22 protein-coding genes are annotated in these 23,374 nt (G+C 61.1%); 9 read left to right on the plus strand and 13 right to left on the minus strand.

All coding sequences use genetic code 11. The annotated features are described in order from the left end of the window. The first annotated feature begins 94 nt into the window (after window positions 1–94). The 4 genes from pta to ACR0JA_RS19050 all read left to right on the plus strand — a co-directional run bounded on the left by pta (window position 95) and on the right by ACR0JA_RS19050 (window position 5,913). The gene (gene pta, locus ACR0JA_RS19035) at window positions 95–1,102 is read left to right on the plus strand and encodes a phosphate acetyltransferase (RefSeq protein ID WP_480578463.1); all 1,008 of its coding nucleotides are present in this window, start codon (window positions 95–97) and stop codon (window positions 1,100–1,102) included. 358 nt (window positions 1,103–1,460) lie between these two features. Then, the gene (locus ACR0JA_RS19040) at window positions 1,461–4,280 is read left to right on the plus strand and encodes a molybdopterin oxidoreductase family protein (protein ID WP_480578465.1); all 2,820 of its coding nucleotides are present in this window, start codon (window positions 1,461–1,463) and stop codon (window positions 4,278–4,280) included. Continuing rightward, on the plus strand, window positions 4,277–5,026 hold the full coding sequence (locus ACR0JA_RS19045) for a 4Fe-4S dicluster domain-containing protein (RefSeq protein WP_480578467.1): 750 nt from the start codon (window positions 4,277–4,279) through the stop codon (window positions 5,024–5,026). Before ACR0JA_RS19040 ends, ACR0JA_RS19045 begins: the two co-directional genes overlap by 4 nt. Continuing rightward, window positions 5,026–5,913 (plus strand): dimethyl sulfoxide reductase anchor subunit family protein, encoded by an 888-nt coding sequence (locus ACR0JA_RS19050; protein WP_480578469.1) that lies wholly within the window; start codon window positions 5,026–5,028, stop codon window positions 5,911–5,913. Before ACR0JA_RS19045 ends, ACR0JA_RS19050 begins: the two co-directional genes overlap by 1 nt. A 126-nt stretch (window positions 5,914–6,039) precedes the next feature. Here ACR0JA_RS19050 and dapA read toward each other — a convergent pair whose 3' ends face one another. Then, window positions 6,040–6,912: a 4-hydroxy-tetrahydrodipicolinate synthase gene (gene dapA / locus ACR0JA_RS19055; RefSeq protein ID WP_480578471.1), complete on the minus strand. Its 873-nt coding sequence runs from the start codon at window positions 6,910–6,912 to the stop codon at window positions 6,040–6,042. 135 nt (window positions 6,913–7,047) lie between these two features. Between dapA and ACR0JA_RS19060 the strand changes: the two genes are divergently transcribed. Beyond that, window positions 7,048–9,021, plus strand: a complete 1,974-nt coding sequence (locus ACR0JA_RS19060) for a lytic transglycosylase domain-containing protein (RefSeq protein WP_480578473.1) — start codon at window positions 7,048–7,050, stop codon at window positions 9,019–9,021. Here the strand turns inward: ACR0JA_RS19060 and ACR0JA_RS19065 are convergent. Together ACR0JA_RS19065 and mnmC2 are read right to left on the minus strand one after the other, a co-directional pair. Beyond that, the gene (locus ACR0JA_RS19065; RefSeq protein ID WP_480578475.1) at window positions 8,995–9,864 is read right to left on the minus strand and encodes a DMT family transporter; all 870 of its coding nucleotides are present in this window, start codon (window positions 9,862–9,864) and stop codon (window positions 8,995–8,997) included. The genes ACR0JA_RS19060 and ACR0JA_RS19065 overlap by 27 nt on opposite strands. Beyond that, on the minus strand, window positions 9,861–10,526 hold the full coding sequence (gene mnmC2 / locus ACR0JA_RS19070; protein ID WP_480578477.1) for a tRNA (5-methylaminomethyl-2-thiouridine)(34)-methyltransferase MnmC2: 666 nt from the start codon (window positions 10,524–10,526) through the stop codon (window positions 9,861–9,863). Before mnmC2 ends, ACR0JA_RS19065 begins: the two co-directional genes overlap by 4 nt. Before the next feature lie 55 nt (window positions 10,527–10,581). Here mnmC2 and ACR0JA_RS19075 point away from each other — a divergent pair, with 55 nt between their 5' ends. Then, window positions 10,582–11,616 carry an NAD(P)/FAD-dependent oxidoreductase gene (locus ACR0JA_RS19075; protein ID WP_480578479.1) on the plus strand — a complete coding sequence of 345 codons (1,035 nt, stop codon included), beginning with the start codon at window positions 10,582–10,584 and terminating at the stop codon, window positions 11,614–11,616. On the opposite strand, the gene ACR0JA_RS19080 is transcribed toward ACR0JA_RS19075, so the two are convergent. The 4 genes from ACR0JA_RS19080 to ACR0JA_RS19095 all read right to left on the minus strand — a co-directional run bounded on the left by ACR0JA_RS19080 (window position 11,608) and on the right by ACR0JA_RS19095 (window position 14,634). Further along, a complete protein-coding gene (locus tag ACR0JA_RS19080; protein ID WP_480578481.1) occupies window positions 11,608–12,420 on the minus strand; it encodes an HTD2 family dehydratase in 813 nt (270 codons plus the stop codon). The two genes, ACR0JA_RS19075 and ACR0JA_RS19080, sit on opposite strands and share 9 nt — an antisense overlap. Window positions 12,421–12,464: 44 nt before the next feature. After that, on the minus strand, window positions 12,465–13,007 hold the full coding sequence (locus ACR0JA_RS19085) for an NADPH-dependent FMN reductase (protein ID WP_480578483.1): 543 nt from the start codon (window positions 13,005–13,007) through the stop codon (window positions 12,465–12,467). 135 nt (window positions 13,008–13,142) lie between these two features. Then, a complete protein-coding gene (locus ACR0JA_RS19090) occupies window positions 13,143–13,814 on the minus strand; it encodes a YiaD family glycine zipper/OmpA-like lipoprotein (protein WP_480578485.1) in 672 nt (223 codons plus the stop codon). A 118-nt stretch (window positions 13,815–13,932) separates the two neighbouring features. Next, a complete protein-coding gene (locus ACR0JA_RS19095; RefSeq protein WP_480578487.1) occupies window positions 13,933–14,634 on the minus strand; it encodes a helix-turn-helix transcriptional regulator in 702 nt (233 codons plus the stop codon). Between the two features lie 105 nt (window positions 14,635–14,739). Here ACR0JA_RS19095 and ACR0JA_RS19100 point away from each other — a divergent pair, with 105 nt between their 5' ends. Continuing rightward, window positions 14,740–14,931 carry a hypothetical protein gene (locus tag ACR0JA_RS19100; protein WP_480578489.1) on the plus strand — a complete coding sequence of 64 codons (192 nt, stop codon included), beginning with the start codon at window positions 14,740–14,742 and terminating at the stop codon, window positions 14,929–14,931. A 2-nt stretch (window positions 14,932–14,933) separates the two neighbouring features. Here the strand turns inward: ACR0JA_RS19100 and ACR0JA_RS19105 are convergent, their stop codons facing one another. Further along, complete coding sequence (locus ACR0JA_RS19105) at window positions 14,934–15,581, minus strand: RluA family pseudouridine synthase (RefSeq protein WP_480578491.1); 648 nt, start codon at window positions 15,579–15,581, stop codon at window positions 14,934–14,936. A gap of 97 nt (window positions 15,582–15,678) precedes the next feature. Here ACR0JA_RS19105 and ACR0JA_RS19110 point away from each other — a divergent pair, with 97 nt between their 5' ends. Then, window positions 15,679–16,089 (plus strand): nuclear transport factor 2 family protein, encoded by a 411-nt coding sequence (locus tag ACR0JA_RS19110; RefSeq protein WP_480578493.1) that lies wholly within the window; start codon window positions 15,679–15,681, stop codon window positions 16,087–16,089. A gap of 2 nt (window positions 16,090–16,091) precedes the next feature. Continuing rightward, a complete protein-coding gene (locus ACR0JA_RS19115; protein ID WP_480578495.1) occupies window positions 16,092–16,802 on the plus strand; it encodes an SGNH/GDSL hydrolase family protein in 711 nt (236 codons plus the stop codon). Here ACR0JA_RS19115 and rarD read toward each other — a convergent pair. The 5 genes from rarD to ACR0JA_RS19140 all read right to left on the minus strand — a co-directional run bounded on the left by rarD (window position 16,793) and on the right by ACR0JA_RS19140 (window position 23,374). Beyond that, window positions 16,793–17,698, minus strand: coding sequence for an EamA family transporter RarD (rarD, locus tag ACR0JA_RS19120; protein WP_480578497.1), 906 nt, complete (start codon window positions 17,696–17,698; stop codon window positions 16,793–16,795). The two genes, ACR0JA_RS19115 and rarD, sit on opposite strands and share 10 nt — an antisense overlap. A gap of 181 nt (window positions 17,699–17,879) precedes the next feature. Next, window positions 17,880–20,333: a GcvT family protein gene (locus ACR0JA_RS19125; RefSeq protein WP_480578499.1), complete on the minus strand. Its 2,454-nt coding sequence runs from the start codon at window positions 20,331–20,333 to the stop codon at window positions 17,880–17,882. 88 nt (window positions 20,334–20,421) lie between these two features. Continuing rightward, entirely contained in the window at window positions 20,422–21,405 is a 984-nt protein-coding gene (locus ACR0JA_RS19130; RefSeq protein WP_480578501.1) for a GlxA family transcriptional regulator, read from the minus strand. Window positions 21,406–21,416: 11 nt separating this feature from the next. Continuing rightward, complete coding sequence (locus ACR0JA_RS19135) at window positions 21,417–22,310, minus strand: homocysteine S-methyltransferase family protein (protein ID WP_480578503.1); 894 nt, start codon at window positions 22,308–22,310, stop codon at window positions 21,417–21,419. Between the two features lie 11 nt (window positions 22,311–22,321). Continuing rightward, the gene (locus ACR0JA_RS19140; RefSeq protein ID WP_480578505.1) at window positions 22,322–23,374 is read right to left on the minus strand and encodes an alcohol dehydrogenase family protein; all 1,053 of its coding nucleotides are present in this window, start codon (window positions 23,372–23,374) and stop codon (window positions 22,322–22,324) included.

A 23,374-nucleotide genomic window follows, 5' to 3' on the forward strand; every position in this document is an offset into this window, starting at 1 on the left:
GGCGAGCCCTTCCGCCGCGACGCCATGAAAAAACCCGTCGCCGTCGCAGGCATCGAAGCTTCCGACATGACACCCCAAGTCGAGGCGTAAGCGCGTGAAGCCACTGCGCACAATTCTCGGAACTGCTGGCAGTTCCGACAAGATCATCGCCCTCGCCGAGGGCGATGATCCACGTGTTGTTGAAGGTGCCCTGAAAGCCCGCGAGGAAGGTGTTGCACGCATCATCCTGGTCGGCGACAAGGCAAAAGTAACGGCCCGACTGGCCGAGCAGAACGGACAGGATGTCGACGGGATCGACATTCACGATCCAAGCGATTCACCGCATGCCCAAGCCTTTGCCGCCGAACTTCACGAACGGCGCAAGCACAAGGGCATGACGCCAGAAAAAGCCGCCCAGCAGATCACCCACCGTTTGAACTATGCGGCGATGCTGGTGCATACGGGGCTTGCAGACGGAACCGTTGGCGGCGCTGTTGAAACCACCGGCGACACCGTCCGCGCAGCGCTGCAAATCATCGGCAAAGCCCCCGGTTCGGCGATGGTATCCAGCTTTTTCCTGATGCTGTATTGCCGGGATCACCATACGGTTCGGGGCGCGCATATCTTTGCCGATTGCGGACTGGTCGTTGATCCGAACGCGCAGGAACTGGCGGAAATCGCGCGCGCCTCGGCCGCGTCTTTCCGATCGCTGACATCGGAAACTCCGCGCGTTGCAATGCTGTCCTTTTCCACCAGCGGCAGCGCCAGCCACCCGAATGTCAGCAAGGTTACCGAGGCCACCGAGATAGCGAAATCGGCCGATCCCGATCTGCTGATCGACGGCGAGTTGCAGTTCGACGCCGCTTTTGTACCGGAAGTCGCCGCCAAGAAAGCCAAGGACTCGCCCCTGCGCGGAGAGGCGAACGTCTTTGTGTTCCCGAACCTCGACGCGGGCAATCTGGGCTACAAGATCGCCCAACGCATCGGCGGCGCGGAAGCAATCGGGCCGGTCCTGCAAGGTTTGGCCAAACCCGCAAATGACCTGTCCCGTGGTTGCTCGGCGCAGGATGTCCTGCACATGATTGCGGTCACCGCCGTTCAGGCCCAAAACTCGACGCCGTAGCCCGGCAGAGACGACCCACCGGGCCCGGCGTCGCGCCAATGCCCAGACCTCACAGGCCGGGCTTGTTCGGCAAAGACAAAGGAATAATGTCCCAGAGATGCCGGTAACGTTGACACCGCGATATCCAAAGAACCTACGCTCCGCGCAAACAGTCGGAACGCGGTTTACGGGTATCGCCGTTTCCGGCATCGTTGCAGCAAACGCCCAGATACTGGCCGACCACGATGCGAGCCCTGCAATGCGGCTCATCAATAGGGACATGATTGCAATAATAACAATGAAAACACTAACGATCGCAGGTCTGATCCTGACAGGGACACACGTTTTGACCTGACGCAATAATACTAAGGGAGGCCAGATGACATTCCAGCAACCCAAGGTCGAGACCTCACCCAAGGTCTCGGACGAGGTCCGTAGAACCACATGTTACATGTGCGCCTGTCGCTGTGGCATTAACGTGCACATGAAGGATGGCAAGGTCGCCTATATCGAGGGCAACCGGGATCACCCCGTGAACAAGGGCGTTCTCTGCGCCAAAGGCTCGGCGGGGATCATGCAGGTCAACGCGCCTTCGCGTCTGCGCAAACCGCTGCGCCGGGTCGGCCCGCGCGGATCTGGTGAGTTCCGCGAGATCGAATGGGATGAGGCGATCAGCACCGCCGTTGGCTGGCTGAACGAGCTGCATGAGACCGCGCCGCAAAAGCTTGCATTTTTCACCGGCCGCGATCAGAGCCAAAGCTTCACATCGTTTTGGGCCCAGAACTTCGGCACGCCCAACTACGCGGCCCATGGCGGGTTCTGTTCGGTCAATATGGCTGCGGGCGGCATCTACACGATGGGTGGGGCGTTTTGGGAATTTGGCCAGCCCGACTGGGAACACACCAAACTGTTCATGTTGTTCGGCGTAGCCGAGGATCACGACAGCAACCCGATCAAGATGGGCATCGGCAAGATCAAGGCGCGCGGTGCGCGTGTGATCGGGGTAAACCCGATCCGATCCGGCTATAACGCGGTGGCCGATGACTGGGTGGGCATCACGCCCGGCACGGATGGGCTGTTTATCCTGTCGCTGATCCATGTGCTGATGAAGGCGGGCAAAATCGATCTGGATTACCTCAGCCGCTATACGAATGCTCCGGTGCTGGTGAATGCCGCCGAAGGCCCGGATAAGGGCCTGTTCCTGCGCGACGCGGATGGCAAGCCGCTGGTGATTGATCGCAAGACGGGTGAGCCCACCGCCTTTGACAAGCCGGGTGTGCGCCCCGATCTGTCGGCAACCTACGAGAAGGGCGGCGTCACCCACCGCCCGGTCTTCCACCTGATGGCCGAGAAATACCTCAGCGACGATCACGCGCCCGAGGCCGTGGCCGAGCGCTGCGGCATTCCCGCCAAACGCATCCGCGCCATCGCGGCAGAGATCGCCCGCGTCGCCTTTGACGAGGCGATCGAACTGGACCACGAATGGACCGATTTCCGAGGGGAAACGCACAGCAAGATGATCGGCCGCCCGGTCAGCTTCCACTCGATGCGCGGCGTATCGGCCCATGCCAACGGGTTCCAGACCTGCCGCGCGCTGCATGTGTTGCAAATCCTGCTTGGTACGGTCGAGGTTCCCGGCGGCTTCCGCTTCAAACCGCCCTATCCCAAGCCGGTCGAGGCGCATCCGACACCACATGGCGACCGCCGGCCCGGGCGTCCGCTGAACGGCCCGCATCTGGGCTTCCCGCGCGGTCCCGACGATCTGCTGCTGGATGATGACGGCAGCCCTATTCGCATCGACAAGGCATTCACCTGGGAAAACCCGATGTCGGCCCACGGGCTGATGCATATGGTGATCTCGAACGCCGCTGCAGGTGATCCCTACAAGATCGACACGCTGTTCATGTACATGGCGAACATGTCTTGGAACTCATCCATGAACACCAAGGGCGTGATGGAGATGCTGACCGCCAAGGATGACGATGGCAACTATGTCATTCCCAACATCATCTATTCCGATGCCTATTCGTCGGAGATGGTGGCTTATGCCGATCTGATCCTGCCCGACACCACCTATCTGGAACGTCACGATTGTATCTCGCTGCTCGACCGCCCGATCTGCGAGGCCGACGCCGCCGCAGACGCGATCCGCTGGCCGGTGGTCGAGCCCGATCGCGATGTGCGCGGGTTCCAGTCGGTGCTGATCGAATTGGCCAACCGCATGAGCCTGCCGGGCTTTACCAACGAGGACGGCTCGCCCAAATGGACGGATTACGCTGACTATATCGTCAATCACGAACGCCGTCCGGGCATCGGCCCGCTGGCCGGGTTCCGCGGCGCCGATGGCGACAAGGAAGGCCGGGGCGAGGTCAACCCCGAGCAGCTGAACCGCTATATCGAAAACGGCGGCTTTTATGTGGCGCATATCCCCGAGGGTGCGGATTACTACAAACCCTGGAACGTGGCCTATCAGGATTGGGCCGTTGGCATGGGCATCTATGACAGCCCGCAGCCCTATCTGTTCCAGCTCTATTCCGAGCCGATGCGCAAGTTCCAGCTGGCCGCCGAAGGGCACGGAGAGCGGCAACCGCCCGAACATCTGCGCCAACGCATCAAGGACACAATGGACCCGCTGCCGATCTGGTATGAAACCGATCAGCACGGTAATGATGGCTTCACCGTCAACGCCCTGACCCAACGCCCGATGGCGATGTATCACAGTTGGGGCACCCAGAACGCCTGGCTGCGCCAGTTGCACGGGCGCAACCCGCTCTACGTGCCGACAAAGCTGATGCGCGAACACGGGCTGCAGGACGGCGACTGGGCCAAGGTGACATCGCCGCATGGCGAGATCACGGTGCCGGTCATGGAGATGGCGGCGCTGAACGAAAACACCGTCTGGACCTGGAATGCCATCGGCAAACGCAAAGGGGCCTGGGCGCTGCAGGAAGACGCGCCCGAGGCCACCAAGGGCTTCTTGCTGAACCACCTGATCCACGAACTGCTGCCAGCCAAGGGTGACGGCCTGCGATGGGCGAACTCCGACCCGATCACCGGCCAGGCCGCCTGGTTCGACCTGAAAGTGAAAATCGAAAAAGCCGATGCCCCGAGTGACGCGGAAAGCCAGCCCGAGTTTGGCCCAATCAAGTCACCTGTTGGCAGCGGCCCCAAAGATCTGGCGTGGAAGGTAGGCAAATGACCCAACTCCCCCAATCCACCGAGCGCAAGCTGGGTCTGGTCATCGACCTCGATACCTGTGTCGGCTGTCATGCCTGCGTGATCTCGTGCAAGGGCTGGAACACCGAGAACTATGGCGCGCCGCTATCCGATCAGGATGCCTATGGCGGCAACCCTTCGGGCACATTCCTGAACCGGGTGCATTCCTACGAGGTGCAGCCCGCCGAAGGTCACGCCCAATTGATCCACTTCCCGAAATCCTGCCTGCATTGCGAAGACGCCCCCTGCGTCACCGTCTGCCCCACCGGGGCCAGCTACAAGCGGGTCGAGGATGGCATCGTTCTGGTCAATGAAAGTGACTGTATCGGCTGCGGGCTCTGCGCATGGTCCTGCCCCTATGGCGCGCGCGAATTGGATCAGGCCGAAGGTGTGATGAAGAAATGCACCCTCTGCGTCGATCGCATCTACAATGAAAACCTGCCGGAAGTGGATCGCATTCCGTCTTGTGTGCGCACCTGCCCGGCGGGGGCCCGCCACTTCGGTGATCTTGGCGATCCCGACAGCGAGGTCAGCAAGCTAGTCGCCGAGCGCGACGGCATGGACCTGATGCCAGAACAGGGCACCAAGCCCGTCAACAAATACCTGCCGCCGCGCCCCAAGGACCGCGTCGAAGAACAGATCGACATCCTGGCTCCGCTGCTGGCCCCGGTCGCGGAAGAGCCCAAGGGCTTCCTCGGCTGGATCGACAAGACATTGGAGAAGCTCTGATGCATCCCGCACCTTCCGTTATCATCTTCACCACTTTGTCAGGTCTGGGCTTTGGCCTGCTGTTCTTTCTGGGCCTCGGTCAACCAGACGTCTCGGGCTGGGTGGCGTTTGTTTTCTTTGCCATCGCTTATGGGCTGGCGGTCGGCGGCCTGATGGCGTCGACCTTTCACCTGGGCCATCCCGAACGGGCGATGAAAGCCTTTACCCAGTGGCGATCCAGCTGGCTCAGCCGTGAAGGCTGGTGCGCTGTGCTCGCCCTGATCGTCATGGGGCTATACGCGGTCGGCGCGGTGTTTCTGGGCCAGCGATGGGGCCTGCTGGGCTGGATCGGATCCCTGTTCTCGCTGGCGACCGTGTTCACCACCTCAATGATCTACACCCAGCTCAAGACCGTCCCGCGCTGGAACATGAACCTGACGCCAGCCATGTTCCTGTCCTTCAGCCTCGCCGGCGGCGCGCTGCTATCGGGTGCCGAGGCGCTGGCCCCATGGCTGTTGGCCATCGCCGGTGCGGTACAACTTGCATACTGGGCCAAGGGCGACCAGGCTCTGGCTGCCTCCGGCACCAATCTGGGCACCGCCACCGGTTTGGGCACCCGTGGCACCGTCCGCGCGTTTGAGCCGCCCCATACCGGCACAAACTATCTGCTGCGTGAATTCGTCCATGTCGTCGGCCGGAAGCATGCCCAGAAATTGCGTGTGATATCCTTCGGGCTCGCCTTTGTTCTGCCCTTGCTGCTGATCGTAACCCCGGTCGGAGGCGTCGCGATCAAGCACATCTTTGCCTTGCTCGCCGTAATGTCCCACCTCGCAGGCGTCGCAGTCTCACGCTGGCTGTTCTTCGCTCAGGCAGAACACGTCGTCGGCCTGTACTACGGGAAAAGATAGAAGGGGGTCTGCCCCAGCGCAGCAAGCCGCGCCGTCCCCGAATTATTTTCAGCCAGATGAAGAACGGATCTAAAAGGGGCGGCGCTCGATTTTCGAGGCCGCCCTTATTCAGATTGCGGAAAGGCCTTAGATCAGCCCTGCATGCGCAATTGCGGCATCGATTGCGGATTTGGTGCTGTCTTCCAGCATCGTCAGAGGCGAGCGAACCTCGTCGCTGCAACGACCCAGTTTGCTGAGTGCGTATTTCGCACCCACCAGTCCCGGCTCGATGAAGATCGCCTCGTGCAGCGGCATCAGTCGGTCTTGGTAGGCCAAGGCCTTGCCGTAGTCGCCGTCCAGCGTGGCCTGCTGGAAATCAGCACAAAGTTTCGGCGCAACATTGGCGGTCACCGAGATGCAGCCAACACCACCATGGGCGTTGAAACCAAGCGCCGTACCGTCCTCGCCCGACAGTTGGCAGAACTCTGCACCGCAGCTTGCCCGCTGTTGGCTGACGCGGGCCAGGTCGCCGGTTGCATCTTTGACGCCAATGATACGCGGCAGCTTGGCCAGTTCTCCCATTGTTGCGGGGGTCATATCGATGATCGATCGGCCCGGGATGTTGTAGATGATGATCGGAATATCGGCGCAATCATGCAGCGTGCGGAAATGCGCCAGCAGACCTTTCTGGGTCGGCTTGTTGTAATAGGGCGTCACGACCAGCGCCGCATCGGCACCAACGGATTTGGCGAATTGGACGAATCGGATCGCTTCGACAGTGTTATTCGACCCCGCGCCCGCGATCACCGGGACACGACCCGCAGCGGTCTTGACGACCTCGGCCACGACGGTTTCGTGTTCCTCATGGCTGAGCGTCGGGCTTTCACCGGTGGTACCGACGGGCACCAGACCGGTCGAGCCTTCCTGAATTTGCCATTCCACCAGCTGTTTGAGCGTATCCAGGTCCAGCTCGCCGTTGCGGAACGGGGTGACGAGGGCTGGCATCGAGCCTGAGAACATGGGTGCGCTCCTTCAAGGTGCGAATTACGGTATTTGCGCCTCAGGACCCAAGGTTTTGCGGATTGTGAGTTGATCCCGGCGGCGCAAGGCTTATCCTGAATGGCTCTATCCTTGGTTGGTTGGGAAATGCAAGGGATGACACGCTTTCTAGCCCTGTTGATGACGGTGATTTTGATCGTCGCGCTGCACCCTCAGGTTGCGCGTGCGGATGCGGCCGGGGATTTACGCGCCGGTCTTTATGAAATGCGCAAAGGCGATTGGAACGCGGCGCTGCGGGTGTCGGGATCACGCGGGTCGGTTTCGCGCGACATCATCGTATGGCACTGGCTGCGCGAGGGGTTCGGCTCGTCCGGGGACGTGCTGGTGTTTCTGGACCGCCGCCCCGATTGGCCCGGCCTGAACTGGCTGCGGCGCAAAAGCGAACCCGCCTTTACCGGCGCCGATCCTGACCGGGTTCTGAAGTTTTATGCCGACACGCCGCCGCAAACCGCCGAAGGGGCCCTGAACCACGCGGTTGCCCTGATGGCCCAGGGTCAGCAGGGCGAAGCACAGGCCGATATCGTTGCCGCGTGGCGGACGATGCCGATGGGGTCCGGGTTGCAGACCGACTATCTGGAGAATTTCGGCACGCTTCTGAAACCCCATCACGAGGCTCGGCTGGACCGGATGTTGTGGGACGGCCACCTTGTAAGCGCCGGAAACATGTTGCCCCTGGTCAGCAGCGATCAGCGCAAGCTGGCCGAAGCACGAATTGCGCTGCAAAAGCGCCAGCCGGGTGTGGACGCCAAGGTCAAGGCGGTGCCTGCATCTTTGGCCGATGCCCCGGGACTGGCCTTCGACCGGTTCGTCTGGCGCGACAAGAAAGAGCTGGACGACAGCGCCATTGACCTGATGCTGCAACGTTCGACCGGGCCCGAGGCATTGGGCGAGCCGGACAAATGGGCCGAAGGGCGCCGACGTCTTGCGCGACTGGTTATGCGGCAGGGCAACGCCGCGCGCGCCTATGATATCACCGCAAACCATCACATGACGCCTGAGATGGGATATGGCTATGCCGATCTTGAATGGTTGTCCGGCTTTCTGGCGTTGCGCAGACTGAATGACCCGGACACTGCCGTTCGCCATTTCCAGAACTTCATCTCGGCCGTGCAATCTCCGATCTCGAAAGGTCGTGGCGGGTATTGGTTGGGCCGGGCCTATGCAGCGCAGGGTAATTCGGACAAAGCCTATGAGGCTTATGCTTTGGGCGCGGATTATCAAACCTCGTTCTATGGCCTGTTGGCGGCAGAGCAGATCGGGCGTCCCTTTGACACCGAACTGGCCAATCCCCGACGCGCTGCGCATTGGAAACAGGCCGATTTCGCTAACTCCAGCGTGCTCGAGGCCGGTTTGCTGCTGCTGCGCGCAGGTGAGGGCAATCTGGCAGAACGCTATCTGACCCATCTGGTGGAAAGCCTTGATCCAGTGCAAGCCAACCAATTGGGCGATCTGGTGATCGAGCTGAAGGAACCTCACCTTGCGGTCATGATCGCCAAACGCGCGGCAACGACTGGCACTGTGCTGCCAGCCGCCTACTACCCGGTGCATCCGGTGGCCGATATGGGTCTGCCCATGGCGAAAGAGATGACTTTGGCGATCGCCCGTCGCGAAAGCGAGTTTGACCCAGTGGTGGTCAGCGGCGCGGGCGCGCGGGGGCTGATGCAGGTGATGCCTGCGACGGCCAAGCTGGTGGCCAAGGAACTGGGCATTCTCAGTGGTCATCAGACGGGACGGTTGACCTCGGACTGGCAGTACAATGCCAAGCTGGGGGCCAATTACCTGTCGGGCCTGGCGGCGGATTTCAACGGCAATGTGGTCATGATGGCCGCCGGGTATAACGCAGGACCTAAACGCCCAATGTCGTGGATGGATCGTTTCGGGGACCCGCGCCGAGGCGACATTGACGTGATCGACTGGATCGAGATGATCCCGTTCACCGAAACCCGCAACTACGTGATGCGCGTGGCCGAAAGCCTGCCGGTCTATCGCGCACGACTGGGCAAGCCAGCATTGCCGGTGCCGTTTTCGCAAGAGCTGACCGGATCAACTCTGGCGTCGTTCGCGCCATAGGGTAAACAGGCCAGCCGCGATCACTAGCCCGGCGCCGATAACAACCGCCGGGCGCAGGGCTTCGCCAAAGACCGAGATCCCGAGGATCGCGCTCCACATCAGGTGGAAATAGGCAAAGGGCTGGACCGCGCTGGCTTCGGCCACTTCATAACATTTGATCAGCAGACCGTGGCCAAGAACGCCGGTCACGCACAGCAGGCCCATCCAGCCCCAGTCGTGCGGGCGCATCGGCTCCCAAAACCAGACACCTATGACGGTCATTGCGGCGGCTCCGGCAACGCCGGTCCAGAAAAAGCTGGTTGCGGCGCTGTCGCGGCGGGCCGCATAGCGGGTCAACAGCCCGTAGACCGCGAACATAAATGCCGAGATCAGAGGGATCACGGCCCAGGGGTTAAAGACCCCTGCCCCGGGTTGCAGAATGATCAGCACACCCACGCAGCCCACGCCGATGGCCACCCATCTGCGCCAACCGACCCGTTCACCCAGAACCGGCCCGCTGAGTGCAGCGATCAGCAGCGGATAACAGATGAACACCGCCTGGCTTTCGATGAGGCCAAGGATCGTAAAGGCATAAACGGCGACGCAGATCTCGGTTGCCAGCAACACACCGCGTACGATTTGCAACCCCAACTGGCTGGTCCGCGCTGTTGCCTTGATCCCTCCGGTCGCGCGCAACGCCAGCGCCACGACAAACGCGGCAAAAAACCAATATCGGATCATGACCACCATGTACGTGTTGTACGCCCCCGCCAGATGGCGCGAGATACCGTCCTGCAACGCAAAAACCACAGTGGCCGCGATCATCAGCGCAATGCCTGCGCGAACGTTGTTCTGTTGCGTCATGCCTTGAACGCCCGTGTCATGTGGCGCTTGCGGCCATATCCGGGCGTTCGGGTAACGTCAAAGCCGGCCTCCTGCAATCCGCGCCGCACAAAACCAGCCGCAGTATAGGTGGCTGCGGTGCCGCCCTGCATCGTGTGATCGGCAACCGCCTGCATCAGGTCCGCCCCCCATAGTTCGGGGTTTTTGGCCGGAGAGAACCCGTCCAGAAACCAGGCGTCGACGGATCCCTCCCAATCAGGCAGGGTGCGGCGCGCGTCGCCCTCGACCACTTGCAATTGCAACGTACCGAGATCGCAATGCCCCCCTTGCCAGCGCGCCAGAAACCGCGTGCTCCACGCGGCCAGTTCCGGGAAGGCCTCCAGCGCGCGGGACATGTCGGCAGGGTCCATCGGGAACGCCTCGAAACTGGTAAAGCGCAAAGGCGTGGTCTGGCCGGTGTTTTCCCACTCGGACCAGGCGGTCAGCATGTTCAGGCCGGTGCCAAAACCAAGCTCTGCAATATGAAACCCCGGCGCGAACCGCGCGGGCAGATCGTTGCCCGCCAGGAAGACGTGGCGCGTCTCTTCCAACCCGTTCTGCAACGAGTAATACGGGTCGTCGAACTGGTCCGAGACCGGAATCTGATCCTCGGTCCACGTCAAATTGGCACGCTGGTTTGCCATCGGGTATTCCTGTAGCTAGACCGCGCGACACTGAACAAGGAAATGAGGATTGGCAATGGTCGATGTAACAGTGCGTGGTGCGGGGATTTTCGGCCTGTCGATCGCCTGGGCCTGCGCCCGACGCGGCGCCAAAGTTCAGATCGTCGACCCCTACGGTGCCGGATCGGGATCCAGCGGGGGTCTGGTTGGCGCGTTGGCCCCGCATGTGCCGGAAAACTGGAACAGCAAGAAGGCGTTTCAATTCGATAGCCTGATCATGGCCGAGCCGTTCTGGAAACAGGTCGAGGCAACCGGCGGCGTGTCTCCGGGGTATGGTCGATTGGGGCGGATCCAACCCATCGCCGACGCCCGTACGCTCGAATTGGCACGCGCCCGCGAAACCAGCGCCGAAGACCTGTGGCAAGGCCGTGCGGTATGGCGTGTCAGGTCGGTGGACGAGGTTGGAGCGTGGTGCCCGCCCAGCCCGACAGGTTTTGTCATCCACGACACCCTCAGCGCGCGTATGCATCCGCGCCGCGCCTGCGCCGCGCTTGTGGCGGCATTGGGCGTCATGGGGATCCAGGTTGTCACTGATGCCGCGGACAAAGGGCAAGTCATCCATGCCACCGGCGTCGCAGGGCTGATCGAGCTGAGTACCGCCTTCGGCAAAACGGTTGGCAACGGCGTCAAAGGCCAGGCCGCGCTGTTACGATTTGATGCGGGCGACGCCCCGCAACTGTTCGCCGACGCGATCCATATCGTGCCGCATGCGGACGGCACTCTGGCCATCGGGTCGACCTCGGAACGCGACTACGACGATCCCACCAGCACGGACACGCAACTCGATGACGTGATCGAGCGCGCCATGCGTGCGGTTCCGGTTTTGCACGGGGCTGAGGTCATTGAACGCTGGGCCGGAGTTCGCCCCCGCAGCAAAAGCCGCGCGCCGATGCTGGGGGCGCATCCGCTGCACGAGGGGCAGTTTATCGCCAATGGCGGTTTCAAGATCGGGTTCGGTATGGCCCCGAAAGTGGCCGCGGTTATGGCTGATCTGGTTCTGGAAGATCGCGACACGATCGCACCCGAGTTTCGACCCGAAGCGTCACTCTGACCCCGCTGTCGCCTCGGCCAGCATGCATTGCCGCCCGTCGGGACCGCGCACCCAGAACGCATTTCCGTTTCGACACAAGGTTGCGGTTTCAAAATGAACAAGCGGGGACGTCCCCCGAAACGAGAACGCCGCCAAAGGTCCGATCAACTCGGTGGCAAACAACATCAGCAGCTGCGCCAGCAATGGGCCATGCACGACCAGCCCGGCATAGCCTTCGACGTCGCGGGCATAGTCCAGATCATAGTGAATCCTGTGTCCGTTGAAGGTCAGCGCCGAATAGCGAAACAGCAGGGTTGAATCGAACGTGACTTCCTTGCGGTCGGTTTCGTCCTTCCGGGCGATGGGCGGCGTTGGTGTCGGCGCGCCCTCTGCCGGATCGTGCCGATAGACCAGGTCCTGCCATTCGGTCACGCATAACTCATCCCGCTGCCAAACCTCGTGGCGCAGCGTCACGAAACCCAGCGGCCCCGACCTGCCCGTCTTGGATTGCGCCTGTTCCAGAACCGACCGGCGTTGCGCCCGGGTTCCTGCCACTAGCGGCGCGTGAAATAGCAGCCGACCACCCGCCCACATGCGTCTCAGCAGGCCCATGTCCGGAATCAGGCCCTGCCCCACTTTCGGATGCCCGTCGCGCCCGAGATCATCCGGTTGCTGCGGCGACCAAAAATAAAGCCGATGAAAGAACGGCGGCAGCGGCACGCCATCGGCAATCGTGATGTCCTGCGACAGCGCCGTTTGCAGCGCGGCAGCGCGCGCGGGGTCGATCACGTCGTGCCGGGTCTCTTCGGGCTTGCTAATTTCCATGCGGCGAGACTAGGCGGCGCGCGGTGCAGTAACAAGCTGCCGGTTCAGAACCCGGCAGTTGCACGCAGCTTTTGCATCAGTGTGTGCAGGCTTTTCTCGTAGCGCTCGTTGACCAGTTTGCCTTGCTCGTCAAACTCGTTGGAGCTGTTGGCCAGATGAATTTCCGGGCCCTGCAGGATACAGGGCTGAAACGGCACCATGCAGGCGCGCAGGATCATCTGCGCACGCTCGCCACCGGCGCGGCCCGCTGCGGCGGACATCACGGCCACGGGCTTGTTGGCCCACGGGTTGCCCTTGGTCCGACTGACCCAGTCCAGCGCGTTTTTCAGCACGCCCGACGGGCCTTTGTTGTATTCGGGGGTCGAAATGACGACTGCATGGGCCTGTGCAATCTGATCGGCGAGCGTCTGTACCGCTGTGGGGATGCCCTCGCCTTCTTCCAGATCACCGTCATAAAGAGGCAGGTTCAGATCGGCCTCGATAAAACTGCCGGGTTCGAACAGGCGGGCGGCTTCACGCATCAATTTGCGGTTGGTCGCGTTTTGGCGCAGCGACCCGGACAGGCCAAGCAGGATCGGTTCGGACATCGGGGGAAACTCCGGTTTGTTGCGGTTACCTGTCTACACCCGGATAGGGATCAGCTAAATACCCGTTGACGCACAGTCACTGCGCGCGGGCCAGGGCACCGTATCGCAGAGCCCTGCATCCACGCAGGTCCTGGATCAGGCGTTGCCGCTGGGGACGATGACAATCTCGACGCGGCGGTTCTGCGCTTTGCCTTCCGGCGTCAGGTTGGACGCGATCGGGTTGTTTTCACCCTGCCCGATTGTGGTGATGCGGCCATAGCTGACGCCGTTGGCTTGAAGGATATCCGCCACCGCATTGGCACGACGAACCGAGAGTCCCTGATTATAGGCCGCATCCCCGTCGCTGTCGGTGTGTCCGATGATCTGCACGTTCGAATTCGGGTAGTTGACCAAGTTCTGCCCAACCCGCACCAGATCTGAACGCAGAGCCGGGCGCACGGTGGCGCTGTCGGTGTCAAAGGTGATGTCGTTCGGCACGGTCACGATCAGGCGGTCACCGGCGTTGACGATGGTTATGCCGTCATTGGCCAGCTGCTGGCGCAGTTCTGCGGCCTGTTTGTCCAGTTGATTGCCGATCAACCCGCCACCGGCCGCGCCGATGGCGCCTCCGGCCAGCGCACCCAACAACGGGTCCGAGTCATTGGCAATGGCGCCGACACCTGCTCCGACAAGACCGCCCAGAATCGCACCTTGTTTGGCATTTTGATTGGGGTCGCTGGGCAGGTTCAGGGTTCCCGGGTCCGTACAGGCCCCCAGCACCAACGCCGAACACAGCCCTAAAGGCAGTACATACTTGGAAATGGTCATAAAATCACCTTCTGCTCCGATACCCGTTTGCCGGGTTTGCTTCGTTCGGCGCAGTATAGCATTCGGTCCGCAGGGGGTCTCAAGCAACAAATCGGTGAGATCGGCAAATACCTGCCGCCTAGGCCACACCGTGGGATTCGTTTGTATCGCTCCAGCGGTTCTGTTCCTGCCAAAGCGACCTCAGCGGCTCGCCCTGCCCGCTAAAGTGATCATCGACCAGATCGCAAGACCAGATGCGGTCGGTTCTGAAATGCCGGAATCCATTGCGCAACTCGCACCACCCGGCCAGCATCGTACATTCGATATGGTAGATCAGCGCAACGGGACGGATGACCCGTTCCGTGCGGCTATCATCCGAGGCCTGATAGGTGATCCGAATTTTCTGCTCGGCCCGGATCGCCTCGCGGTAGGTCGCTATGGTCACGCATCCCTTGGCCGGATCATCCAGCGGGGCGCCCCAGGGAGCGACCTGCAACCAGTCTGCGGGCGCGCGCAGCGCCTCGATCTTGCGGCACACGCGATTTGCGGCCCGTTGTAACGTGCTGTCCCCGGTGCGGGCCAGCATCGACAGACCAACCCACAAAGCCTCGACCTCTTCGGCATCAAAATTCAGCGGCGGCAGATCATAGCCGCGCCGCATCAGATACCCCACGCCAGCCTCGCCTTCGATGGGTGTGCGCTGCGCCTGCAAGGCGGCAATATCGCGATAGACCGTGCGCACTGACACTTCGAGCTTTGTCGCCAGTTCTTCCGCCGTCACCGGCCCAGCCGATGCGCGAAGAATCTGAATGATTTCAAACAGACGAGCTGATCTGCGCATCGCCACCTCCCTATCGTCTGCTGACAGTTTAGCACATCCCCCTGACAGCGTGGTGTCAGGAGCGCTTGGCCATATTGACCCCAGCTTTCAAGAAAGGAGATTGCCATGCCAAGCCGCGACAACCACGTTATGATGACCCTGAAACTGGACCGCTGGGCACAGGATCACACCTTGCGCGGGTTCGAGATCGAGCGCGAACTGGCCGCCACCCGCAATCGCGTATCTGCGCGGCCCCGGAAACGCACACGGCGCTTTTCATTGGGGAACCTGAAAACGCTGTGGACAGCCTGGGCCTGAGATCAAAAGTCAGGCCGTGCCCGAAACTTCATCGCAATGCCACCTTCGGGGTGTTTCAGGCGCAATTCCTCGGAATGCAGCATAAGTCGGGGGAAGTCCCGGGCCGCCCCTTCAGCGTAAAAGGGGTCACCCAGGATCGGATGCCCAAGCGCCTGCATGTGTACCCGCAGTTGATGCGATCGGCCCGTCTTGGGAAACAGGCGGATGCGGGTCGTGTCACCTTCGGTCCGAACCACGCGCCAGTCGGTCACCGCCGGCTTGCCGGTATCATGACACACCATCTGGCGTGGACGATTGGGCCAGTCCACGATCAGCGGCAAGTCCACCGTACCGGTCTTAGCAGAGACCTGCCCCCAGACCCGCGCAATATAGGTCTTGCGGGTCTGGCGTTTTTCGAACTGCAACCCCAGATGGCGCTGCGCATGCGGAGACTGGGCAAAGACCATGACCCCCGAAGTGTCGCGATCCAGCCGATGAACCAACAACGCCTGTGGAAAAGCAACCTGTACCCGGGTTAGCAGACAATCCGCCAGATGTTCGCCCCGTCCGGGAACCGACAGCAACCCCGGGGGTTTGTTCACCACAATCAGCTGCTCATCCTCGTGCAGCACGTCCAGAGGGGTCGTCGGAGGGTCATAGGTCTCACTCATGCGCGCCTGACTAACGCAGTGCGCGACCTCCCGCAACGTCGTCCTTGCCTGGTGGCAGTCATTCGGCAACTCTGCCCGCAGGCAGAGAGGAGACATCATGCACCCCACAATCGCACGCATGCAGGAAGTAGTCGCCAAAGGCGATGAAAGCTTGATTCTCGAGCTGCTGGCCGAAGATGTGCGGTTTTCACCGCCAACCTACTACAGCACCTGGACGGGCCGTGCGCCAGTGGCGGCGGTGTTAGGGCATGTTGGACAGGTGTTCTCGGACTTCCACTACCGGCGGATCATGGGCGAAGGCAAAGATTGGGCGTTGGAGTTTCAGTGCAAAGTGGGTGACCTTGACGCCGTCGGTGTCGACCTGATCACCCTGAATGACGACGGATTGATACAAGAGTTCGAGGTTGTCATGCGCCCCTACAAAACCACCGGAGCGTTGCGCGATGCGATGATGGCGCGGGTCACAACGGACCCGAGGTTTCTTGCCTTCAAAGACGCTCTTGGCTGATCATGCCAACGCTGGTGTCTGCCGATCAGGTTCTGCGTATCCCCTTGCTACCGGTGCTTGCTGCACAGGCGATTGCGGTGCGCCGCAATGCAACGTTGATGCCGGAACCCACAGGACCACGCGAAGGGCGCGCCGGGCGCGGCCCCCGGTTGCGACTGCTGATTACCGGCGACAGCTCAGCAGCCGGGGTTGGCGCAGGCACACAAGATCAGGCGCTGTCGGGTCAGCTGGTGGCTGCTCTGGCCCGTCACTACAGCGTTGAATGGCGACTTGAGGCAACAACCGGGCACACGACCTTGGATACGCTGAGCCGGTTGGAGGCTCTGGAAAACACCTTTGATGCTGCGGTCACCGCTTTGGGCGTGAACGATGTGACGCGCGCCGTCACGCAGCGGCAGTTCATAGCACAGCAAACGCTCCTGCTGACCCATCTGACCGGTGCTCTGCGCGCGCGCCGCGTTGTAGTTACCGGAGTGCCGCAGATGAACCGGTTTCCGGCGCTGCCGTATCCACTGGCCTGGGTCCTCGGGCGGCAGGCCGCTCGGCTGGATCGGGGCTTGCAACAGGTCGCGGCTGCGTTCCCGGGTGCCCGGCATCTCTCGCTGAACCTGCCTGACGACCCCGCACTGGCCGCATCGGACGGGTATCACCCCAGCCCCAAAGCCTATCGGCTATGGGCCGAGGCTGCCGCTCTGCTGCTACGTCAGGCCTGAGCTCGCATTTGCCGGATCATGGGCACGCTATAGACAACAAGAGCTGTCCAGATCAGCGGAAACGCGATCATCCGGCCGCGGTCTATTTGCTCGCCGAACACCGTAATCGCGGTAACGAAGATCATGGTCGGCGCAATGTACTGCAAGATGCCCATCGTCGACAGCCGCACCAGCTTGGCCCCGTTTGCGTAAACCAGCAATGGAACCGCCGTAACCACCCCGGCTCCTACCAGCAACATCGTATCGGCGGACGCGCCTCCGAAGTGCCCGGTACCGCTTGCACCCAGCCAGGTTACATAGGCCAGAGCTGGGATCAGCAGGATCAGAACTTCCAGCAAAAACCCCTGATTGGGTCCGATGGGCAACGAGCGTTTGAAAAACGCGTAAAAGCCCCAACTGACCATCAGGCCCAGCGCGGCCCATGGCAGCCTACCCGCCTCAAGCACCAGCACAAGCACCCCAAGCGCCGCCAGCCCAACAGCCATCAACTGGGTCCGGTTCAGCGGCTCTCGCAGCAAGATTGCTCCCAACGCGATGCTGAACAGCGGGTTGATGTAGTACCCCAGCGCCGCATCCAAAGCTTTGCCGTTTGCAATCGCCCAGACAAAGATGCCCCAGTTCACCGAAATCAGCGCCGCTGTCAGGCAGCCCATTCCCAGCATCTGAGGGCTCCGCAGTGCTGCCTTCAGGTCTTTGGTACGCCCAAGCGCGATCAGCAACAATCCAGCCACCGGAACGGACCAGATGACCCGGTGTGCGACGATCTCAACCGGGCCGATATGGGCCATCGCCTTCATGTAAAGCGGCAGGAAGCCCCACAAAACATAGGCCGTCACCGCCAAAGCCAACCCTTTGGGCGTGTCCACGTTCTGCGGCGGTGTTTGAGGGGTCGCCATCACAGATCTCCGATTGATACCGTGTTTCTCTACGGCAAATCAGACCGGGTTGGGAACTGCGAAAACTGTGAAGCCGGTCATCAGGAATTCTGATATGTCGCACCTGTGCGCACCCCCGCCGCCCGTAACAGAGGTCTGTTTCGGTACACGCGGCGGGGACAGCGGCCGTCTTAGTCGCGGGTCAGGTTTTGACCCGCTCGGATTTGGGGTCATACATCGGCTTTAGCGACGCTTCGGCTTTGACCTTGACACCGCAGACGTCGATCTCATAGCTCGACGCCAGCACGTCCGCCGCCTTCTCGCCGTCGCAAGGAACATAACCCAAACCTATGGCACCGCCGAGCGTGTGGCCATAATTGCCCGAGCTCAGATATCCCACATACTCTCCGTCCCGTACGATCGGTTCGTTGTGGAACAGCAAGGGTTCGGGGTCCGTCAGTTTGAACTGAACCAATCGGGCTTTCGGACCACTCTCCTTGCGGGCGATGACCGCCTCGCGCCCGATGAAATCACAGCCTTTGTCGACCTTGACCGCAAAGCCTAGCCCCGCGTCAACGACGTGGTCTTCGCAGGTGATGTCATGCCCGAAATGGCGGAAACCTTTCTCGATGCGGCAACTGTCCATCATGTGCATCCCGCACAGCTTCAGCCCCATTCCCTGCCCGGCTTCGTGCAGGGTTTCGAATGCGTGACCAGCCATGTCAGCAGAGACATAGATCTCCCAGCCGAGTTCGCCGACATAGGTCACACGATGTGCCCGGGCCAGCCCCATGCCAAGCTCGATCTCTTGCGCGGTGCCAAAGGGGTTGGTCGCATTCGAAAAGTCGTTGGGCGAGACCTTTTCAAGCAAGGCGCGCGCGTTTGGCCCCATGACCGCTAGAACGCCCTCACCTGCGGTTACATCTGTGATGACCACCCTGAAGTCGCCCACGTGGCGCATCATCCATGTCTGATCTGCAAGACGCGTCGCCGCCGGTGTCACCACCAGATAGGCAGTCTCAGATAGGCGCGTGACGGTCACATCCGCCTCGATTCCGCCGGTGCGGTTCAGGAATTGAGTATAGACGATCTTACCGTTCGGCACCGAATAGTCGCCGCCGCCGATGTAATTCAGAAACGCCTCGGCATCGGAGCCTTCGACGCGGACCTTGCCGAAGGACGACATGTCATACATGCCGACATTTTCGCGGACCGCGCGGTGTTCGGCCGCCGAGTTTTCGAACCAGTTCTGGCGCTTCCAGCTATACTTGTATTCGCGCTCTTGCCCTTCGGTCGCAAACCAGTTGGCGCGTTCCCAACCGGCGATTTCACCCATGACAGCGCCCTGTTCCAACAGGTGATGGTGGAACGGAGTGCGACGCACACCCCGGGCGGTCGCCTTTTGCAAATAGGGGAAGTGATCCGCATAAAGCAGGCCCAAAGTCTCTTTCGAGCGTTCGAACAGATATTTCTTGTTGCCCTGAAACGGCTGCATCCGGCTGATGTCAACATCGCCCAGGTCAAAGGGCTTCTCACCGGTATCCATCCACTCGGCCAAGGCCATACCGGCACCACCTGCCGACTGGATGCCAATCGAGTTGAACCCGGCAGCGACCCAGACATTGTCCATCTCGGGCGCAAGCCCCAGATGGTAGGCGTCGTCTGGTGTAAAGGATTCCGGGCCGTTGAAGAAGGTATGAATCCCGGCCTCCGCCAACATCGGCATCCGGTTCACTGCAGCTTCGAGGATCGGTTCGAAATGGTCGAAATCCTCAGGCAGCTGGTCAAATTCAAAACTGTCCGGAATGCCATCCATTCCCCAGGGCTTGGCGTTGGGTTCAAAGGCACCCAGCAGGATTTTTCCCGCGTCTTCCTTGTAGTAGGCGCATTCATCCGGAACCCGCAGCACCGGCAGTTGTTTCAATCCATCGATGCCCTCGGTGACGATGTAGAAATGTTCGCAGGCATGCAGCGGAACATTGACGCCCGCCATGCGGCCGACTTCGTGGCCCCACATACCCGCACAGTTCACCACCATGTCACATTCGATATGACCCGAGGCGCTGCCGTCATCTGCGACCCAATCAACGCCGGTCACTTTACGTCCCTGCCTGATTATTTCAGTGACTTTCACGCGTTCCTTGACGATGCCCCCACGCTGACGCGCACCTTTGGCCAGTGCCAGGGCGATGTTCGCCGGATCACCCTGCCCGTCAAGCGGCAGATAAACCGCGCCTTTCACGTCTTCGATATTCAGATGCGGATAAAGCTCGGCCACCCGCTCGTTCGAGATTTCTTCGACCTCGACACCAAAGGCACGCGCCATTGCCGCCTGGCGATAGATCTCTTCCTTGCGCTCATCCGTCAGCGCAACAGTGATCGAGCCGCAGCGCTTGAACCCGGTGGCAACGCCGGTTTCCTCTTCCAGCGAACCGTAGAGTTCCTGGCTGTATTTCGCCAGTTTGGTCATATTCGCTGTCGCGCGCAGCTGCGCGATCAGGCCCGCTGCGTGCCAGGTGGTGCCGCTGGTCAGTTGCTTGCGCTCCAGCAAAACAACATCGTTCCAGCCTTTCTTGGTCAGGTGATAGGCAACCGAGCATCCGATCACGCCACCGCCGATGATGACGACACGTGCCTTGTTGGGAAGATCCGCCATTCTGATGACTCCGCATTAGAGGTTTTCGCCAAAATGGCACGGATAGGCGACGGCAAATGTGTGAAAAACGTCAATTGCCGCGCAAAAATCACCTTTGTGCAGATTGCCGTCTCGCGCGCCTTTGGGCGACCGGTGTGACGCCGAAGAAGCTCTTGTAGATCGATGAGAACCCATTGGGAAACCCGCAGGCCAATCCGATTTCACGCACGCTCATGGTGGTGTTCAGAAGCAGGTTGTTCGCCTTGGCCAGCCGCATCTCGCGATAGAACCCGTTGGGCGTGGTGCCGAAAAAGGACCTGAACTTGCGCTCCAGCGAACGGTTGGACAGGCCCAGCGCTTCGACGATTTCATTGATCGGCAGAGGGTCTTCGATATTGGCCTGCATCTGTTTGATGCATTGATCCAGTTTGGCGTCGCCGGTAGCGGTGTTCTTGAAGCCCGAAAACGGTTGCAGCGACGAGAAATCCCGGATGTTTTCATGCAACATGATATCGGCGACCGTCATTTTTGCCGGGCCCGAAATATGCCTGCCGATCACGGCAAGGATGACATCGGTCGTCGCCTCCATCCCAGCGCAGGTGACCACAGCACCCTGTTCGGTCGCAAGCGAAAGCTTCGCCTCGAACCGGGCACCGCGTTCCCGCAGGAACGAGGCGTTTTCCCAATGGGTCGCCAGATCAGCGCTGCCTTTTTCGTCGATATAGCGACTGGCGGCCTCGGCCAGCAGAAACACCTGCGCGCCGTGATAGGTGTAATCGGAAACCGTCCGCCCAAGCGACAAGTCCGGCTGATCCGGGTCCGAATTGCCGATTACAAACAAATAGTTCGCTCGCGGTCTGGCCGGGATCGGTTCGGTGGGAATTTTCGCGCAACTGCTGCTATCGACAGGTCCGCCTTTCAGCGACCGGTAGGTGTAGCTGAAGGGTGGCCGGGGACAGACCCGGTTGGCCAGACGCAGCACCTCGACCAGCGAGGCAAATTCGAGCAGCACGTATCCCGGTGCGACGAGAATATCGAAATGGATCTGTTCGCCGGTCCTTTCTGCGTTACCGAATGACGAACGGGCTTGCATGGTTGGTTCCCTCAAACAATCCTGTGCCCGGCGCTGCGCAGCCGTTCGGCCAGAACCTCGATGTGGTCCGGGCCAACCTCGCAGCAGCCACCGACCAGTGTCGCGCCCTGATCCACCCAACGCATTGCGTGATCGGCGTAGGCATCCGGTCCAAGATCGTGACGCCGCTCTAACGCGTCCACGGTTGGCGCGTCCTGCAAAAACCCATCCGAGATGCCGGTGAACCCATTGGCATAGGCCCCAATGGGCACTCCCATAGCCGCGATGACGGCCAGCGCAGCCGGGATCGCTTCGGGGCGCGAACAATTGATCAACAATGCCTGCGGTTTGAACCGCGCGACCAGCGGCGCGACGTCGGACAAGGCTTCGCCCGATCGCAAGCGATTGCCGTCGTCATCCAGAACGGTCAGGGCCAGCCAGACAGGTTTGCCGCAATTCTGCGTGCCCAACAGGGTGCCTTCGGCCTCTTGCAGGGATGACACCGTTTCGATCAGAAATACATCGACGCGATGCGCCATCAACGTAACCAGTTCGGCGTATTTCGCTGCGGCATCATTCGGATCGGGGTTCAGATCGGGCCGGTAGCTGGCCAGCAACGGCCCCAATGACCCAGCGATCCTGCCGTGACCACCATCACGAGCGCGCTCGGCCTGTGATACGGCGGCATTGATCAGGGTCGGAAGCTGATCTTCCAGGCCGACCCTTTCAAGCCGGGACCGATGCACGGCATAGGTATTCGTGGTCGCAACCGTGGCACCGCGCCGAAAATATTCGGCATGCACATCCCCGACCAGATCAGGGCGATCCATCATGACGCGTGTGGACCATAGCGGCGTTGGCTTCTCGCCGCTGCGGTGGACCAGTTCCTGCCCGATCGACCCATCAAGAAGTGTGATATCTGCCAAAACCAGCCTCCTTATGGAATCAAAACGAGTTTCCCCGGCAATGCCTTGGACTGAAACTCTTTCTGAGCCTGTTCGATATCACGCAGCGGATAGGTTTTCGAGATCAACGGCCGGATGCTGCCCGCATTCATCAGCCCGACCAGCCGGGCGAAGACGTCATAGCTCTGATGGGTACAGCCGTGAATCGTAATGTCGCGCAGGTAGATATCGCGCAGATCGGCCTGAACCATCGGCCCTGCGATTGCCCCTGATACCGCATAATGTCCCCCTGGCCTTAACGCGAGGATCAGGCCCGGCCAGGCGGGGCCGCCGACAACGTCTATCACGATGTCGAACATGTCCTTGGGCAGAGGCGCGTCACGGTCGAATGTGCCCTGTACACCCTGCGCCTTGACCACCTCGGCCTTGGCCGCCCCGGTCACACCCCAGACGGTTGCCCCGCGCAGCGAGGCAAGTTGCACGGCGGCCAGCCCCACACCACCCGAAGCGCCCGTGACAAGGACCTTGTGCCCCGCCGTGACACCTGCGCGGCTCAGCAGGTTTTCGGCGGTCCCAAAGGCACAGGGGATTGCGGCGATTTCGACATCTGACAGAGGCGAGGCGGTTACGTCATAAAGATCATCTGCCTCGACCAGACAATATTGCGCAAACGCCCCGTCGATTTCCGAGCCCAGCGCGATGAAGCCTTGCGGATTGCCCGGGCGCGGGCGCGGCAGGTTTATCGGACATGTCACCCTTTGACCTGCTTTGAACCCGGTCTCGGGTCCAGCGACCCCGACGATTCCGCACAAATCGCCGCCTTGTATGCGCGGAAAGGTCAGGGCACCGCCCCAGCCACCCGCTTCGACATCCTGATCCACGTCATCGGTCGCGCCGGTCACATCGGACGAATACCAGCCGATGCGCGTGTTGATATCGGTGTTGTTCACCCCCGCTGCGGTAACCCGGACCAGAACCTGACCGGGGCCGGGCACCGGCACGGGGATGTCCTTGCGCCATTCCAGCGCATCTGGCCCGCCGTGGCGGGTCAGATAGACGCCGGACATGGTGCGCTGCTCCGCCAT

The sequence above is a fragment of the Ruegeria sp. AM4 genome (genome assembly GCF_056540665.1).